Source organism: Stenotrophomonas bentonitica (genome assembly GCF_013185915.1).
Classification (GTDB): Bacteria; Pseudomonadota; Gammaproteobacteria; order Xanthomonadales; family Xanthomonadaceae; genus Stenotrophomonas; species Stenotrophomonas bentonitica.
Window position 1 is genome coordinate 387860 of record NZ_JAAZUH010000001.1, and the last position, 16633, is coordinate 404492.

General features: G+C 64.1%; 12 protein-coding genes. 6 read left to right on the forward strand and 6 right to left on the reverse strand.

What is annotated here, in order from left to right:
- Window positions 1-66 precede the first annotated feature (66 nt).
- A complete protein-coding gene (locus tag HGB51_RS01675; protein WP_070206194.1) occupies window positions 67-3201 on the reverse strand; it encodes a TonB-dependent receptor in 3135 nt (1044 codons plus the stop codon).
- Window positions 3202-3498: 297 nt separating this feature from the next.
- On the opposite strand from HGB51_RS01675, the gene HGB51_RS01680 reads away from it, so the two are divergent.
- From HGB51_RS01680 to HGB51_RS01705, 6 genes are all read left to right on the forward strand, one after another.
- Window positions 3499-4581 (forward strand): LacI family DNA-binding transcriptional regulator, encoded by a 1083-nt coding sequence (locus HGB51_RS01680; RefSeq protein WP_084738763.1) that lies wholly within the window; start codon window positions 3499-3501, stop codon window positions 4579-4581.
- Between the two features lie 154 nt (window positions 4582-4735).
- Window positions 4736-6325, forward strand: coding sequence for an arylsulfatase (locus HGB51_RS01685; RefSeq protein WP_070206195.1), 1590 nt, complete (start codon window positions 4736-4738; stop codon window positions 6323-6325).
- Between the two features lie 93 nt (window positions 6326-6418).
- A complete protein-coding gene (locus HGB51_RS01690) occupies window positions 6419-8152 on the forward strand; it encodes a GMC oxidoreductase (protein WP_070206196.1) in 1734 nt (577 codons plus the stop codon).
- A 9-nt stretch (window positions 8153-8161) separates the two neighbouring features.
- The gene (locus tag HGB51_RS01695) at window positions 8162-8485 is read left to right on the forward strand and encodes a Rieske (2Fe-2S) protein (RefSeq protein ID WP_171966710.1); all 324 of its coding nucleotides are present in this window, start codon (window positions 8162-8164) and stop codon (window positions 8483-8485) included.
- A gap of 177 nt (window positions 8486-8662) precedes the next feature.
- Window positions 8663-9703: a YeiH family protein gene (locus HGB51_RS01700; protein ID WP_070206198.1), complete on the forward strand. Its 1041-nt coding sequence runs from the start codon at window positions 8663-8665 to the stop codon at window positions 9701-9703.
- A gap of 15 nt (window positions 9704-9718) precedes the next feature.
- On the forward strand, window positions 9719-10591 hold the full coding sequence (locus tag HGB51_RS01705; RefSeq protein WP_070206199.1) for a LysR family transcriptional regulator: 873 nt from the start codon (window positions 9719-9721) through the stop codon (window positions 10589-10591).
- Between the two features lie 29 nt (window positions 10592-10620).
- Here HGB51_RS01705 and HGB51_RS01710 read toward each other — a convergent pair whose 3' ends face one another.
- The 5 genes from HGB51_RS01710 to HGB51_RS01730 form a co-directional block, all read right to left on the reverse strand.
- Entirely contained in the window at window positions 10621-11337 is a 717-nt protein-coding gene (locus HGB51_RS01710) for a L,D-transpeptidase (protein ID WP_070206257.1), read from the reverse strand.
- A gap of 157 nt (window positions 11338-11494) precedes the next feature.
- Window positions 11495-11773, reverse strand: a complete 279-nt coding sequence (locus tag HGB51_RS01715; RefSeq protein ID WP_070206200.1) for a hypothetical protein — start codon at window positions 11771-11773, stop codon at window positions 11495-11497.
- Window positions 11774-11971: 198 nt separating this feature from the next.
- Window positions 11972-12451, reverse strand: coding sequence for a hypothetical protein (locus HGB51_RS01720; RefSeq protein WP_070206201.1), 480 nt, complete (start codon window positions 12449-12451; stop codon window positions 11972-11974).
- 13 nt (window positions 12452-12464) lie between these two features.
- Window positions 12465-13394: an SEL1-like repeat protein gene (locus HGB51_RS01725; protein ID WP_141738948.1), complete on the reverse strand. Its 930-nt coding sequence runs from the start codon at window positions 13392-13394 to the stop codon at window positions 12465-12467.
- A gap of 238 nt (window positions 13395-13632) precedes the next feature.
- Window positions 13633-16461, reverse strand: a complete 2829-nt coding sequence (locus HGB51_RS01730) for an autotransporter family protein (RefSeq protein ID WP_256123573.1) — start codon at window positions 16459-16461, stop codon at window positions 13633-13635.
- Window positions 16462-16633 lie beyond the last annotated feature (172 nt).

A 16633-nucleotide genomic window follows, 5' to 3' on the forward strand; every position in this document is an offset into this window, starting at 1 on the left:
TGTAGTCCAATCCCAGCAGGAGCCTGCACGGGTGCCGCTGCCCAGGCAGCGGCACCCGTGACCTGTTCAGAACCTGTAACGAACGCCAAGCATGTAACGCGGATCCTGGTCGGCCAGCTTTACCAGCATCTGCGAGGTGCGCGAACGCCAACGCACGTCCTCGCCGGTAAGGTTGATCGCTTCCAGGCTGAACGACCAGTTGTCATTCAGCGTGTACCCCACGCTGAGATCCCACTGATCGTACTCTTCCACATAGTACGGGTTTCGGCTCGCACCCTGGTTGGCCAGGATCAGGTACTGGTCACGCCAGTTCCATGCCAGGCGCACAGACCAGCCGTACTTCTCGTACATCAGCATGGCATTGGCGGTGTCGCTCAGGCCGGTGAGCGAGAACTGGTCGATGTTGGGATCGCCTGCGTCGTTGAAGCCGACGTCACCATTGACGATGGTGTAGTTGGCCAGCACGCCGAACCCGGTGTCGCCGAAGAAGTACTGCCCGCCCAGCTCCCAACCGTGCAGCTTCGACTCGTTCTGGTTGATCGGGCGGTTGACGTTGAACTGGTACAGCGGGTCGTCAGCCTCCCCGTACAGGTCGTATGCCGCTTCGGTCGCCAGCACCTGGGCGTCGGTGCCATTGTAGGCCCCCAGCCCGGCCGGGTTGTTGCGCAGCAGCGCCAGTGCAGTGAACAACGAGGTATCGTTGGCCGAGCAGGCCGCCGCGTTGGCGGGGCCGACCTGGGCTATACAGGCCCCGCTGGTCAGGAACCCCAGCGCCGCCTGTGCGTCCGGCCCGGAGCTCGGGTCGCGCAGGCCGTACAGGTTTTCCTGCACGATGGTGTTGCCGACGAAGTTGGCTACCTGCTTGTTCCAGTACGTCACCGACACATAGCTGGCGTCGGCGAAATACCACTCCAGTGCGAGGTCGAGGTTGTCAGACTCCAGCGGCTTGAGTGCCGGGTTCTGAGCGGTACCGCTGGCCCGCGAAGACGGATCGATCAGCACGGAACCGAACGGCTGCTGTGCGGTGGGACCTGCGTACAGGTTGCCGATCGGCGCGCGGGCGATGCTCTTGCCAAACGAGATGCGTCCCTTCAGGTCGTCCAGCAGGTCGATGCTGAAGTCCAGGTTGGGCAGGATGTAGCTGTAGCTGGTCTTCTCCGTGAAAGGCTGCTGCTCGTTGGACAACATTACCCGGAAGTCGTTGTTCGACTGCCACTGGATGGATTCCGGAATGGCGATGATCGAGGTCGAAACAACATCCGTCGTTTCATAACGGACACCCAGGCGCGTATTGGTGCGGTGACCGCCCAGGTCCCCGTCCAACTCGATCTGCATGTAGGCCGAATTGGTCTTCTCTTCCACCCGGTTGTCTGCGGCGTTCTGCGGGCTGACGCCCAGGTTGGCGCCGTAGTACTGCCCTGCCCACTGCGCCAACCGGCCGGCGTCGCCGCGCCAGGCGGTGAAGCTGGTGGCATTGAAGTCGTCGAACATGCCGACGATGTTGACTGGCTGCAGCAGGTCCATCAAACCGTTGGCGACGTCGCCGTTGACGTTGGCCACGCCCCAGTCGCCCAGGGTGTTGTAGTTTTCCGCGGCCTGCAGGCGGTGCGTGGTCTGCTTGCTGGAGTCCACGCCGAACTGGAAGCGGCCCGCATCGAACGCCCACTCACCGTCGACGCGCCCCTGCTTGATCTCGGTGATCTGCGTCTGCGAGTTGATGCGCAGCACCTGGGAGCCGATCTCGCCTGGCACGAAGCCCGCATTGGTCACGCCGTTGGTCTTGGCGATGGCGTCGGCGGCCGTTGGGTACCACACCTGGGTACCGACCGGCAGGCCGTTGTTCCAGACCATTTCCTGCACGTAGGTGCCGCCGCACTGCGGACCGGTGGTGCAGTTGTTGGTGCCGGCTATACTGGAGAAGATGGAGCCACCGCCGGTGAGCGGATCGTTCGGGCGGCTTTCGTTCTTCGAGTCGTGGCCGTCGAAGCTCAGCTTGAAGCGGTCAGTGATGTTCCAGGTGGCGTTGAAGCCCAGCGAACCCAGCTTGTACTTCTGCATGCTGCGCTGCTGTTCAAGACCGAAATCCTTGGTGCCGGCGATTTCACGGATGAAGACCGGTGTGGCCACCGCGCCACTGGTGTCGAAGGTCACATCGGTGTAGTTGCTGTTCTGCAGCCACATACCCTGCTCGCCACGATTCTCTTCGATCTCGTTGGTCGAATAGGTGTAGTCCAGGGTCAGGGTCACCGCGTCGGTCGGTGCGAACTGGAGCACCGCCTGGCCGTTGATGCGCTCGCGTTCGAATTCGGAGAACGCATAGCGCAGGTCATTGGGCCGGCCGTACAACGCACCGATGGCCGGCGCATTGGTCACGGTGGGATTGCCGGGCATGGTCCCGGTCCACGGCTGGATGTTCCAGTAGTTGTTGGTGGCCTGGACCGAGCCACCCTTGCGCTTCTGGTAGCTCGCGCTGACGCCGACACCCCAGGTCTTGTCGGGATTGCTGTAGCTGAAGATGCCGGACAGTTCCGGGGTGAGGTCGCTGTCGAACAGCTGGCTCTGGTCGGAAACGATCTTGGCGCCGGCGCTGGCAACGATGCCCTCATGATCGAACGGTCGGCCGGTGAGGATGTTGATGGTGGCGCCGATACCGCCGCTGGGCACGTTGGCCTGGCTGGTCTTGAAGACCTCGATGCCATTTACCGCTTCCGCAGCCAGCTGCGCGAAGTTGAAGGCACGGGTACCTCCGTCCACACCACCGATGGCGACCTGCCCGGCTGCCCCGAATGCATCGGCACCCGGCATCTGGCGGCCATTGAGCGTGACCATGTTGAACTGCGGACCGAAGCCGCGCGCAGTGACCTGTGCGCCTTCGCCGTCACGACGCTCGATGGAGATGCCGGTGATTCGCTGCAGGGATTCAGCCAGGTTGGTGTCCGGGAACTTGCCAATGTCCTCGGCACTGATCGCGTCCACCACGCCAGCCGAGTCGCGCTTGATGTCCATTGCCTGGCTTAGGCTGTTGCGGATGCCCGTGACCTGCACCGTGTCGAGCTGGGTCGGGGTGCTCTGGGTCTGCTGGGCGGTCGTGGCCGGTGCCGGCGTCGACGCGTCCTGCGCAAAAGCGGGATTGATGACCAGGACGCCGCCCACGAAAGTGAACATGGCCCGGGACGTTAGTTTCGCCAGCTTCCGGCTCATGCGTGAGCCCTCAGGTCTGGGGTACGACGGAAAGCACAAGCGGTCATGACTCTCCCCTCTGACATACGATCGAATGGATGTACCGCCCCTCCAAGGGGCACTCACGGGCGATGCCCGTCTTCCAAACCGAACATCGCAGTGCCGATATCAGCACTGCGATTCAAACTCGCTTTCAGGCTTGCCAGAACACGCGTTTGGTATATGGGGGGGTTGTCCGCTGGGCCTTACCCTGGCCGAGTGGTAGCGCTACCATCGCGTCAGGGCGCAGACTAATCACTCCGTCACACCGTTGTCATCATGCAACGCAGCAAAGGAGACCGGTCCTTGAGGAACACCCCCAAAGCAGTGCGTCGGAAAGGCAGCGCCGTCACCATCGACGAGGTCGCCGCGCATGCCGGGGTTTCGGCCATGACGGTTTCCCGCGTGATAAACGGCCACACCGGCGTGCGTGAGGGAAACCGCGAACGGGTACTGCGCAGCGTGCAGGCCCTGGACTACCGGCCGAACCTGGCGGCCAGCACCCTGGCCGCCGCGCAGCAGACCTGCATTGCCTTGATCTACACCAATCCCAGCGCCAGCTACCTGCGCGAACTGCTGGTCGGTGCCCTGCGCGGCTCCACCCGCGCCGCGGTGCAGCTGCTGATTGCCAGCTGGGATGAATTGGGGCCGAAGTCACGACGTGACGCCGCCCGGCACCTGGCCACCCGCGTGGCGGGGGTAATCCTGCCGCCACCGCTGTGCGAGTCGAAGGCCATCGTCAGCGAATTCACCAGCGCGGGCGTTGCGGTGGTAGCCATTGCCTCCAGCCACTTCAGCGGCAGGATCTCCTGCGTCCGCATCGACGACCGGCTTGCAAGCCGCGATATCGTCACTCACCTGATCGCCCAGGGGCACCGCCGCATCGGCTACATCACCGGCGACCCGAACCAGACTGCCAGCGCGCTGCGCTCGCAGGGCTACCGCGATGCCCTGGCCGAGGCCGGCATCGCGCAGGAGGATGCATTGGTCGCGCCGGGCTACTTCACGTACCGCTCCGGGCTGGAGGCCGCCGAGCACCTGCTCGCCCTGCCCCACCCGCCCAGCGCGATCTTCGCCAGCAACGATGACATGGCTTCGGCGGTGGTATCGGTGGCGCATCGTCGCGGCCTGCAGGTGCCGGGCGATCTCTCCGTGGTCGGCTTCGACGACACCTCGGCGTCGACGATGGTGTGGCCGGAGCTGACCACCATCCATCAGCCCGTGGCGGACATGGCAGATACCGCCATCGACATCCTGCTGCGCGAGATACGGCGTGCACCCTCTTCACAGCAGGCCACGGTTAATCACGTACTGCCGCACAAACTCGTGACGCGCGCGTCCGTGTCGGTCGCGACTGGCTGAACACGGGCGCGCCGCTTACTCGTGCCCAACTCCAGTACAAACCCCGGCTGATAATCCGTACTTTTACCGACGACCCATCCACGCCGCCATCCGATAGTGCCCGCACGGGCTTCATTGCCTGATTACCCCAATCCAGCAACGTGAGGATGTGCGCATGGCCACTACCGGGAAGTCCGCCGCAGGGAAGTCGAAAGAAAAGAAGCAACCGAACATTCTTGTGATTTTCGGCGACGACATCGGCATGTGGAACGTGGGCGCCTATACCCACGGCATGATGGGGCGCACGCCCAACATCGACAGCCTCGCCCGCGACGGCATGCTGTTCACCGACCACTACGGGCAACCCAGCTGTACCGCAGGGCGCGCCGCGTTCCTGATGGGCCAGCTGCCGGTGCGCACCGGCATGACCACCATCGGCATTCCCGGCTCCACCCGCGGCATCCAGAAGAGCGACCCCACCCTGGCCGAAGTGCTGAAGGAACAGGGGTATGCCACGGGCCAGTTCGGCAAGAACCACCTGGGCGACCGCAACGAATTCCTGCCGACCATGCACGGCTTCGACGAGTGGTTCGGCAACCTGTACCACCTCAACGCCGAGGAAGAGCCGGAAGAGCTGGATTACCCGGGCCAGAAGAACCCGGAGTACGGCAAGAAGTTCGGGCCGCGCGGCGTGCTGCACAGCTGGACCAGCGACAAGGACGATGCGACGGAAGATCCGAAGTTCGGCCGCGTAGGCAAGCAGAAGATCGAAAACACCGGTCCGCTGACCCGCAAGCGCATGGAAACCTTCGACGGCGAAGTGCTGGACAAGACGCTGGACTGGCTGGACCGCACCGCCAAGAAGGACAAGCCGTTCTTCTGCTGGTTCAACACCACCGCGATCCACATCTGGTCGCACCCGCCGAAGAAGTACATCCAGAAGGCGGTGGACGAAGGGCGCTCGGAGACCGACCTGGTCCGCGCCAAGATGATCGAGCACGACGAGCAGATCGGCGTGCTGCTGGACAAGCTGAAGTCGCTCGGCGTGGACGACAACACCATCGTGGTCTACACCACCGACAACGGCAACGAGCTGCTGTTCTGGCCGGATGGCGGCTACGCGCCGTTCCGTGGCGAGAAGGGCACCACCTGGGAAGGCGGCCTGCGCGTGCCGTGCCTGGTGAAGTGGCCGGGCGTGATTGAAGCGGGCAGCAGCAGCAACGGCATCCAGAGCCATGAGGACCTGTTCGCCACGCTGGCCGCAGCCGGCGGTGCCGAGGACCTGAAGGAGAAGCTGAAGAAAGGCACCTCGTTGAACGGCAGCAAGTTCAAGGTGCACCTGGACGGCTACGACCAGACCGCGATGTGGAGCGGCAAGGGCCCGTCGGCGCGCCGCGAGATCTTCTACTACGACGAAACCGACCTGATGGCCATGCGCATCGATGGCTGGAAGATGCACATCGGGGTCAAGCCCAAGGGGCTGTGGTTCGACGAGAAGTACTACCCGGCCATCCCGTACATCATGAACCTGCTGATGGACCCGATGGAGAAGATGGACCCGCACTCGGAAGAATGGGGCTACATGGGCCGCAAGTTCTTCGCGCAGAAGATGTGGGCGCCCACCGCCGCCGGTCCGTTCATCGCCGCGCATATCAAGAGCCTGATGGACTTCCCGCCGTCGCAGGGTGCGGACAGCCTGAGCATGAAGAAGAACCTGGAAGCGGCGCACGAAAAGATGATGAACCCGCAGGGTTCGAACAACTGACACGCGCGGTCAGTACTTCAGTCATGTGATTCACCGGCAGGCCGTCAGCGATGACGGCCTGCTCCATTAGGGCCCACTGCGGCGGAGCGTTCCATGAGCGGATTCGACTACGACGTGATTGTGATCGGCTCCGGCTTCGGAGGCAGCGTGGCGGCGATGCGCGCCACCGAGAAGGGCTACCGGGTGGCGGTGATGGAGTCCGGCAGGCGCTGGAACGACGAGGACCTGCCGCACACCAGTTGGGACATGCGCCGGTTCCTCTGGCAACCGGAGCTGCAGATGTTCGGCATCCAGCGCATGGAGTACCTGGACGATGTCTTCATCCTCTGCGGTGCCGGGGTGGGCGGCGGCTCGCACGTGTATGCCAACACGCTCTATACGCCGCCGAAGCGGTTCTTCGAGGCCGAAGAATGGTCGGGCATCACCGACTGGGCCGACGAGCTGGCCGGGTACATCGACCAGGCCAAGCGCATGCTGGGGGTGGTGCGGGTGCCGTACATGGATACCGATGTGGACCGCCTGTGCCGGGAGGTGGCGGTGGACATGGGGGTCGAGCAGTCGTTCAACAAAGCGCCGGTGGGCGTCTATTTCGGTAGTCCCGGCGTGCGGGCGGCCGACCCCTACTTTGGCGGCGCCGGCCCGGCGCGGGACGGCTGCATCAGCTGCGGCAACTGCATGATCGGCTGTGGCCGGAACGCCAAGAACAAGCTCACCGTGAACTATCTGTACCTGGCGGAGAAGTTCGGCGCGACGGTGCATGACCTGTCCGAGGTGTATGACCTTCGGCCCCTGGCCGGCGGTGGATTCGAGGTGCACGTTCGCCACCCCGGTTGGCTGCAGCGGGCGGGCCATCTCAGCCACCGCCGGTTCACCGCGCAGCAGGTGGTGGTGTCCGCGCATGCATACGGGTCTGCCAAGCTGCTGCACCATATGAAGCACAAGGGGCACCTGTCGGGTCTGTCTGACCAGCTGGGCCAGAAGGCCCGTACCAACTCCGAGCAGTTGCTCTGCCTGCAGCGACCGTATGGCGAGTGGAAGCAGCATCCGGAGCGCCTGCATGTTGCGCCGGGCGCGGTGTCCATCACCTCCGGCGTCTGGCCGGATCCGCGCACCAGCATCGAGCCGGTGTACTACGGGGTTGGCAGCGACCTGATGGCGCTGCTGTTCACGGCGCACCAGAAGGGTGAGCAGGAGCATCCCTTCCAGGGCTGGTTGAAAGAACTGATCGAGCACCCGCTGAAGGTCATGAGCATCGACGATCCGCGTCATTGGTCGGAACGGATGATGGTCATGCTGTGCATGCAGACCGGCGATACCTCGATCGAGCTGTACTGGAAGGACGGGATGCTTCGCAGCCGCAAGGGGCAAGGCGAGGCGCCGCCGACCCATATCCCGGTGGTGGAAGACTTCGCCGACCGCCTTTCGAAGAAGATGGGCGCCGAGCAGTCCGCGATGTGGTTCGAGGTGCTCAACAAGACCGCCTCCGCCCACTTCATCGGCGGCATGTCGATTGCGGAGACCGCCGACCGGGGCGTGGTGGACCCGTACCAGCGCGTGTTCGGCCAGCCCGGCCTGCATGTGATCGACGGCAGCGTCATGCCGGCCAATCCCGGCGTGAATCCATCCCTGATGATCACCGCGCTGGCCGAGCGGGCCATGTCGTTCTGGCCGAACAAGGGCGAGGCCGATGCCCGGCCGAGTCTTGGCTCGGGCTACAAACGACTCAAGGCGGTCATGCCTCACACGCCGATCGTGCCGGCGGGCGCGCCCGGCGAACTGCGGCTGGACGCAACGAAAGAAACCGTGATTCCCGAATACCCCTACTAGGAGATGGCAATGGACGCCCTGCCCGGATATCGAAAAGTCACCCCCTCAGACCGTTTGCAGGAAGGATGGGTGTACCCGCACTACTTCGACGATGTGAAGCGCCGCGTCTCCATCGCCCGCGTGGCGGGAACGCTTTACGCATTCGACGATCTCTGCAGCCACGACGCGGCCCCGCTGTCTGCGGGTCTGCTGTCAGGCACGACACTGATGTGCCAATGCGATGGCTCCCAGTTCGACATCACCAGCGGCCAGGTAGTGCGCGGACCGGCGGTCACGAAACTCGAGACCTACCCTGTGCTGGAGGCCGAAGGCGACATCCTGGTGCGTCTGTGATGCCATGTAGTGCCGGCCGCTGGCCGGCTCCTCTTTCATCTGGATTTGCTTGGAGCCGGCCGGCGGCCGGCACTACCTAGCCATGCATCAGATGCATGGCTTATCTAGATTAATTGTATTGGATGCATATCGTGCAGGGGTCCAGACTGGGCGCATCCCGTCACCGCAGCTCACGAAATGCACTCCGCCCTCCCCATTGCCCGCCCCGCCCCCTGGCTGCGTTCCCATGCCGCCGGCCTGCTGCTGACCGCTGCCGTCGCGGCGGTCGCCCTGCTGCTCGGCCACTGGCTGCCGCTGGTCGGCGGGCCGGTGTTCGGCATTGTGCTGGGCATCCTGGTCAAGAACGCGGTTTCGCCCGGCACCCAGTTCGACGCTGGCATCCGTTTCGGCGGCAAGCAGGTGCTGCAGTGGTCGATCATCGCCCTGGGCTTCGGTCTGAGCTTGGGCGAAGTGCTCAAGACCGGGATGGAATCGCTGGCGGTGACGCTGGTGACCGTCACCGTTGCCTTCCTGAGCGCCTGGGCGCTGGGCCGCTGGCTGCGCGTGGAGGGCAAGCTGACAGTGCTCATCGGCGTCGGCACGGCCATCTGCGGCGGCTCAGCCATTGCTGCAGTCACCCCGATCCTCAAGCCTGACGACCACGACACTGCGTTCGCCATCTCCACCATCTTCCTGTTCAACCTGGTAGCAGTGCTGCTGTTCCCGCTGCTGGGCCACCTGATGCAGATGAGCGACCAGGGTTTTGGCCTGTGGGCCGGCACGGCGATCAACGACACGTCCTCGGTGGTGGCTGCCGGCTACGCCTACAGCGACCTGGCAGGCGGCTACGCCACCATCGTCAAGCTGACCCGCTCCACCCTCATCATCCCGATCTGCCTGGTGCTCACCGTGGTCATGGCCACGCTGGCCAAGCGACGCAGTGCGGGCGGTACCGACGCCGGCACCTTCAACCTGGCCGCCATCTTCCCGTGGTTCGTCCTGTGGTTCCTGGTCGCCTCGGGCCTGCGCTCGGCCGGCTGGGTGCCTGCCGCTGCGCTGCCGGTGCTGCATGTGCTGGCGGAGGTGTTGATCGTCTTCGCCCTGTCGGCCATCGGCCTGTCCGCCAACCTGCGCCGCATGGCCGCCACCGGGGTGCGCCCGATCCTGCTGGGCCTGGGGGTTTGGGTCGCGGTGGCGGTCAGCAGCCTGATTGTGCAGTACTTTATCGGGCAGCTCTGACCCCGAACCGCGCGCATGAACCTCCACCACCTGGCCATTTTCCACGCCATCGCCGAAACCGGCAGCATTTCCGCCGCCGCCCTGCGCGTGCACGTGTCCCAGCCCGCACTGTCGCGGGAGCTCAAGGTGTTCGAGTCGCGGCTGGGCGTGGTGTTGTTCGAACGGCAATCCCGTGGCATGCGCCTGACCGAACCGGGCAAGGTGCTGCACTCCTATTCCACCCGACTGTTCGCGGTTGCCGACAGTGCGCAGGCGGCCATGCGCGACTTCGCCGACGCCCGTGCCGGTCAGCTTTCGATAGGCGCCAGCAATACCATCGGCACCTATGTGCTGCCCCGCTACATCGCCGAGTTCCGCAAGGCATTTCCGCAGGTGGGCATTTCCCTGTTTGTCGGCAATACCGAGCAGGTCGCGCAGGGCGTGGCCGATCTACGCTTCACCGTGGGATTCGTCGAAGGCCCGATACGGGTTGAGGGCGTAGCCGCAATGGCCTTCAGCCGCGATGAATTGATTCCGGTCGTAGGCGCTGAGCATCCCCTCACAACGCGCAAGCGCGCGGCGCCGACGGACATCAACGGGCTGCCGTTGCTGATGCGCGAACCCGGATCCGGCACTCGCGAGCTGATCGCAGACCTGCTGCAGGCACTCGGTGTACAGACCGGCGGAATCGTGGAATTCGGTAATACCGAGGCGCTGAAACAGGCAGCGATCCACGGCGGCGGTATCGCCTGGCTGCCTACGATCAGCGTGACGCGTGAGCTGGAGGAAGGAACCTTGGTGCGGCTGCCGATAAAAGCGCTGGCCCTGCAACGTCCGCTCAGCATCATCCGCCGCGAGGGCGCTTGGCAGGCGCCCGCGATGGAAGCGTTTCTGGAAATGGTGCGCTAGCCACAACCAGTTCGGCTGCGCAGGAAGGGCTACGGCGAGACGGCGTCCTGAACTTCAGCGCGTTCACGCCGGGGCCGCTTGCCTTCCGTGCGCTGCGCGGTGGACTGGCTCTTCGCGAAGTCCGGGAAGACTTTGGAAATTTCCGTTTCATCCGGCAGCACGTAGAACAGCCCGCCCTTCTCGAACGTCGGCTTGATCACCTTGGCATAGAACTCGGGATCGACGTTGATGCAGCCGTTGGTAATGCGGTTGTCGTCTGGCTCAGGAGACGCCAGCCGCTCGGGGCGACGTTCGGACTTGACCCCGGTTGCCGTGGGGTGGATGGACACTGCCGTATCGAAGTCCATCCACAGGACCCGCCCGGTATCCATCGAAGGACCATACCCGCCGACGAAACTGCCCGCTGGGGTAGTGCGCTGGCCCTTTGGAATCTTGTTCAACGAGTACTTCACAACACCGGGATCGGAGGTATCGCCCTTGTCCAGGCCGAACAGCGCAGGCGCCGCGCCCTTCAGCTTGCCGTCGCCGCCGAATACCAGGATCTGTGCGTTGACCTTGTCAATGACGGCAAATGGATAGCCGGCCGTATCCTTGCTCGCCTTGACCCAGCCCGCCAGGTCGATCACCGTCTGGGAAACTTCCTGCCCCGAAGGCAGCATGTCCACCGCGTCTGCCGAGTGATCGGCCTCGATGGAGGGCTCTTCCTGGGCGAACGCCGCGCCGGAAATTGCCAAAGAGAGTGCCAGCGCCAGGGCGCTACAGGTAGCCCGGAGGGAAGGATGCAGGGACATGATGATGGGGGATTCCTTGAAGCAACTGCGGGGTCAAGCAGAGAAGCCGGTGGCCAGAATCGGCCACCGGGTCCCGGTTTCTAAAATTGTATTACGTGTTACCCAACAGGAATCAGCCGCGCGGCTGACGCTTGGTGGTGGTCGGCTGGGACTCGAGGCGCTGGAGGCGACCTTCGATCTGGTCCAGACGCTGGTTGGCCTGCTGTGCGGACTGGTTGGCCTGGTCCGCGCTCTGGGCCGCACTGTTCACCTTGGTGTCCAGCGAGTCGAGGCGGGAGTTGATGGTTGCAAACTCCTCTTTGTAGCTGGCGCAACCGGCAAGGCTCAGGCCTGCAACGAGTGCGACGACGACAGTGCGAGCAGTTGCCAGGTGGTTCTTGTTGATGTTCATTCCACTTCTCCTTTCGTCTGGGACGTCGGAAATATTGCAGCCTTGGAGCGGATTTTTGCCGGAGTCATAACCCCGCATGTAGCTTGCGTTGGGTTACGTAGATGAACTGTGAAGGCGTAGGGTTTCACCTGATTCGGCAAAGTTTGGCGTATTTCCGGGGCGACGGGCGGCAAAATCCATGCCGCCCGCAGCTGGCGGTTAGAAGTCGCAGCCCCCAGCTGGAACCATCCGTATCGCACCCCCGAACTTGCAGGGAACCATGGGAATGGGCGTCACGGTGCCTGTCGTCACGGTTCCCGTCTGTCCTCCCCCGAACCACGGGTTGCCTGCGAACCCGCCCGACGCCGGCGCAGGGCCCGTGCTGATCGGTGAGTGGTTGACGTTGGTTCCACTTCCTTGGAAACGCTTGGATTCGGTCAGGGTGTAGGTCGAGCAGAACCCTCGGCTGCACACGTTCACGCTGTCCCCTACGAAAAGCCGGTCGATTGTTCGCATCTTGTCGCGATAATCGTTAAGGAACGCCTCGGTAGAGGGGCCTGGCATGATTGGCTCCAGCATGCACGTACCGCAATAGAACGGACCGAACTGTCGCGGCTTGGTGAACTCCGTGGCCGCAGCCACACCCACTCCAATCGTGTCAAGTGCGATTGCCGCCACGATCTTTTTGCTCTTGGTCATGTGTACTCGTGATTCAAGGTTGGCAACAGGATTGATGAATCTGGTGCGAAAGGGCTTCAGCCGATTCCCGTTGCTTGATCGAAAGTCCCTTTTCCATCGATCGCACCAAATCTGCGCGATAGGCATCGTGTTTTACTCGGTTCGATACCAGTGCATAGGCGTAGGAGAGTTGCGGGTCCTGCGGCACAATGACGCCTTGGTCGTAGGCATTGGATAGCGCAGCCAGGGCATCAAGGTTCCCGGTCCCTGCAACTTCTTTCAGGTACGAAAGCGCGTTCTCTCGCCAGACAACGGCCGCCTGCGGATCTGCAAGCCGGGCCCTGGGATCACCCAACACTGATTCCGTATCGATGCTGTAAAACAGTCTGGCTTCAATGGAGCCCTGCTCTGCCGCCAGCGAAAGCCAATTCGTAGTCATCAACTCGTTGTCTTTCAGGAGCGTTGCGCACTCCGCAAGCTTCCTTTCAATCCATACAAGCTGGGACAGTCGCTGCGAAGCACTCGCGCCGGGCGTCGCCTTTGGGTTGGCCCCGGCCGCAAAGTTGTCTTTGCAATCCGTGACAGCCAGGTAAATCTGATGCGTCGCAAGGGCATCCCCCTTTTGCGAAAGAGTGCGAAGGGGAACGACATGGGCCAGAGCGTCGCCTGGGGGGCGGATCTCCATGCGCGAGACGTAGTACGTGCGCTCACCGATTCGATTGAACACGGCGGGGTCGGTTCGCGACCTGACCTCGTCCATCGTAGGCTTCGAGACTGGAGTAGGCAGTCCGCCCTTGTCGTCTGCTCCTGCGTGCCATGACATCGACAGGTCAGAATCGTCCGCGCTGCCCAGGTGAACGCGTGGCGTCTGCGCTGCGGAAGAGTCGCGCGCAGCAAGCCACGCTCCACCGGCCGCCGCAAGGGTTGCGGCAATGACAAGGTGTACTCTTTTGGTGCGTTTCATGGGGAGCGCCACTCGGATCGGGGCGCCATCCTAAATGCGAATACCTCCCATTCCTGCAATTCCATGAAGCAAACCGATAGTCCCGCTGGTACGAATCGGCGTGAAGCCTTGCGCCGCACGGGATAACACCCAACACTCGGCAACGCGCAACTCACTGAGGTGCTGTCGCATTTGAGCTTTGGACAGATCAGTCGAGCAAACTCCTGCCTGCTTCGATACCCGCTTCGGCCTCTCTGAGCTAGAAGTCCAGCCGCAGCCCCACATTTCCCTCGAACACCCGGCGTTCCTTCTGCGGACTGCTCTCCAGATCCCAGGTGTAGTCCGCCACCGCAAATGCACTTACTGTGGAGTTGAAACGCGCCACCAGGCCAAAACCAGCCTCCAGGGCACGCCCGCCCTGCTCGCTGGTGATGCGATTCGTATCGAAGTCGACCCTGTCTTGGCCATCCAGCGTCTGCCAGTAGTTGACCTTGAAGTACGGCTGCCAGCCGTTACCGGCAATGCCGTAGTCGCCTGCCAGGCGCAGCCCGATGCGGCCGGTCCAGGCACTGTCGCTGGCAAAGCGCAGCTGCGCGATGCGGTCGGCGGTGTCGTCCACGGACGTGCGTTGCCAGATCACCTGCAGTTGCGGTTCCAGCCACCAGGCCGACTGCCCAAGCCGCAGGAGCGGCTTCCCCACCTCCATCGAGGCGGTGGTGCCATCGCCGTCCACGTCGATGCCGATCCCGCGTGCGGAGGTGGCGTTGCCGTTGTAGCGGCTCTGCATCACCACCACGTCCAGGTAACCGCCCGCGCTGCCGGCGCGGGTCCAGTACAGACCTGCGTGCTTGTCGTCCAGGCGCGTACGCCCGACCGCGACGTTCTCCCAACCGATGGCAAACCCCTGCACGTTGCCCTGCGCGCGGGTGCGCCCCACGTACACCCCGAACTGATCGCGGTAGCTGCCACCCGCGTTGGCATACAGGTCCAGCCCCGCCTGCACGCCCTGGATGTCGCCGTCGAACCCGGGCTGGGCATCCCCCTCCCAGGACTGCCGATGGCTCTGCCCGAGCAGGCGTGCCCACGCCGCACGGAATCCCCCCTGCCCGGCCAGCAGGCGCTGCTCGCCCTGGCGCTCATGAAAGGTGCCTAGGCTGGCCAGGCTGGTCTCGCGCAGCAGCGGTGGCACCACCGAGTACAACCCGGTTTCCAGCCGGTACAGCGGCACGATGGGGTCGTCCGATGGGCGCGCATCCGGCGTAGGGGGTTCGGCCATCGGGCCCGGCACGGCCGCCACGGCAGTGGGAACCGGCGGCGGAACGTCATCCTGCGGCGGTGGCACGGGTGCGGGGTCGGCAGGAACAGGCGGCGGCTCGGGCTCGGCAACAACCGGGTTTGGGCTCTCGGGAAGGTCGGGGGACGGCGGCGGCGGCAGCGCTGCAGGCGGCACACCCAGCGGCTCCGGCGGTGGCGGCTCCGGGGTGACCGACCCGATGCCCGGGGGCGGTGCCGTCGGCGCTGGCGCGGCACCGTTGAGCACGGTCGAGCGCAGGTACCAGTTCTCGCCGCTGCCCGCGCTCGCGCCGCCCTTGAACAGGAAGTACTCGAATGCCCCGGCCGCGACCGGGTTGTAGAGCGCGAAGGCGGTAGCGCTGGTGCTGGCGCCGTTGATCGCCTGCACCACCAGGATGCCATCTGCAACGGTTTCAGCGCCTGTGCCGCCCGCGTGGAGAATGCCGATGCCGGTAGTGCCGCTGGCCACGCCGTTGGAGATCACCAGTCGGTCTGACGCAGAATCATCGGCGCCCAGTACCGTGTCCAGATACAGTGCGCCGCCATTGCCGGTGTAGTTGCCGGCGATGGTGAAGACGTCGCCCGCGCCACCGCCCGCGTTGCTGAGATCGATCCGGCCTGCATTGGTCACGCCCACCGGCAACGCTGCGTTGAAGGCAACGATGCCCGCGTTGATGCCGCCCGCGAACAGTGTGCTGGTGGCGTCCACCGCCAGTGTGCCCGTCCCACTGCCAGCATCGCCCAAGCGCAGATCGCCATCAAAGGTCAGCTGGCTGTCATCGCGAAGCGCCACGGCCTCCCACCCGGTGAACCGCGCGACCCCATTGGTCTTGACGTTATCCAGGCCAAGCGAGTCGGTGCCCAACCCGCCATCGAAGAGCGGCAGAGCGCCCAGGTGCGCCAGGTTGAGGTTGGTCAGACTGGCGCGGTCGTCGCCTTCGCCGAGATCCACCGCCCCGTACACCACGCCGCCCGCGTTCCAGTCGAGGCTGTCATTGCCGAAACTGAGTCGTATCTCACCGCGCACGGCGCCGCCGGTGATGGTGATGGCGTCGTTGCCGCCGCTCACGCTGATGTTGCCGCCGATGTAGCCATCGGAGAGCACGATGGTGTCGGTGCCGAACCCGGTGACGAGGTTGCCGTCGATGGTGCCGCCGGACATCAGGAACGTGTTGTCGTCCAGCTTCATGTTGACCCGGCCGATGCGCCCGCCAGTCATCTCCGCGTAGTCACCATCTTCGAACGCGCCCACGATGCGACCGTCGGTCATGCGGAAGCGATCCAGCGCATCGCCCTGCAGCAACGCGCCGTTGGCTCCACCTGTCATCAGGAAGGTATCGATACCACCGCCCTGCTGCACGATCCCGCTCACCGTACCGCCGCTGATCTCCAGGCTGTCCTGGCCAGCACCCTGATCGATGCTGCTGATGGTTCCACCGCTGATGACAACCGAATCGTCGCCAGCGCCCTGCACAACCGCACCGGCAATGTTGCCGCCCAGCATCTCCAGCTGGTCGTTGCCCGCGCCGGACACGATGCCGCCGGTCGCACCATTGATGGTTCCGCGATTGATGACGCGCGTGGCGCCGTTAAGGGAAAGCGCCGTGCCGGATGCGGAGCTGATGCTGCCGTCGTTGATTATCGTGTGGCCGCTACCGCCTTGAAGGAAGATCGCATTGCCTGCGGATACCGCAAGCTGGGCGCCGGTGCTTACCTGCACCGTGAGACCTGTAGCGTCGGCCGTGCTGGCGATCGCCGAGGTGAACGGATTGGGGGCAGCGCTTGCGCACGTCACGGTCTGCAACGACGTAGGCGCTGTGTTGTCGCAGGCGGCCCAAGCAGGCACCGCAATCGAAAGCAGTGCGCTTCCGCAGGCGAGCCGCACGCAGCGATGCAATCCATTGACGCGCGGTGTGTGATGCGAATTCTTCGGCAACGTGTGCATGCGCCCGAGTATCCGGAAACCG

Excerpts from the sequence above, each read along its gene's own strand:
- HGB51_RS01720 (WP_070206201.1), bottom strand. The coding sequence starts at position 12,451 with ATGACCAAGAGCAAAAAGATCGTGGCGGCAATCGCACTTGACACGATT.
- HGB51_RS01680 (WP_084738763.1), top strand. The coding sequence starts at position 3,499 with ATGCAACGCAGCAAAGGAGACCGGTCCTTGAGGAACACCCCCAAAGCA.
- HGB51_RS01700 (WP_070206198.1), top strand. The coding sequence starts at position 8,663 with ATGCACTCCGCCCTCCCCATTGCCCGCCCCGCCCCCTGGCTGCGTTCC.
- HGB51_RS01690 (WP_070206196.1), top strand. The coding sequence starts at position 6,419 with ATGAGCGGATTCGACTACGACGTGATTGTGATCGGCTCCGGCTTCGGA.
- HGB51_RS01685 (WP_070206195.1), top strand. The coding sequence starts at position 4,736 with ATGGCCACTACCGGGAAGTCCGCCGCAGGGAAGTCGAAAGAAAAGAAG.
- HGB51_RS01705 (WP_070206199.1), top strand. The coding sequence starts at position 9,719 with ATGAACCTCCACCACCTGGCCATTTTCCACGCCATCGCCGAAACCGGC.
- HGB51_RS01725 (WP_141738948.1), bottom strand. The coding sequence starts at position 13,394 with ATGAAACGCACCAAAAGAGTACACCTTGTCATTGCCGCAACCCTTGCG.
- HGB51_RS01675 (WP_070206194.1), bottom strand. The coding sequence starts at position 3,201 with ATGAGCCGGAAGCTGGCGAAACTAACGTCCCGGGCCATGTTCACTTTC.
- HGB51_RS01695 (WP_171966710.1), top strand. The coding sequence starts at position 8,162 with ATGGACGCCCTGCCCGGATATCGAAAAGTCACCCCCTCAGACCGTTTG.
- HGB51_RS01715 (WP_070206200.1), bottom strand. The coding sequence starts at position 11,773 with ATGAACATCAACAAGAACCACCTGGCAACTGCTCGCACTGTCGTCGTC.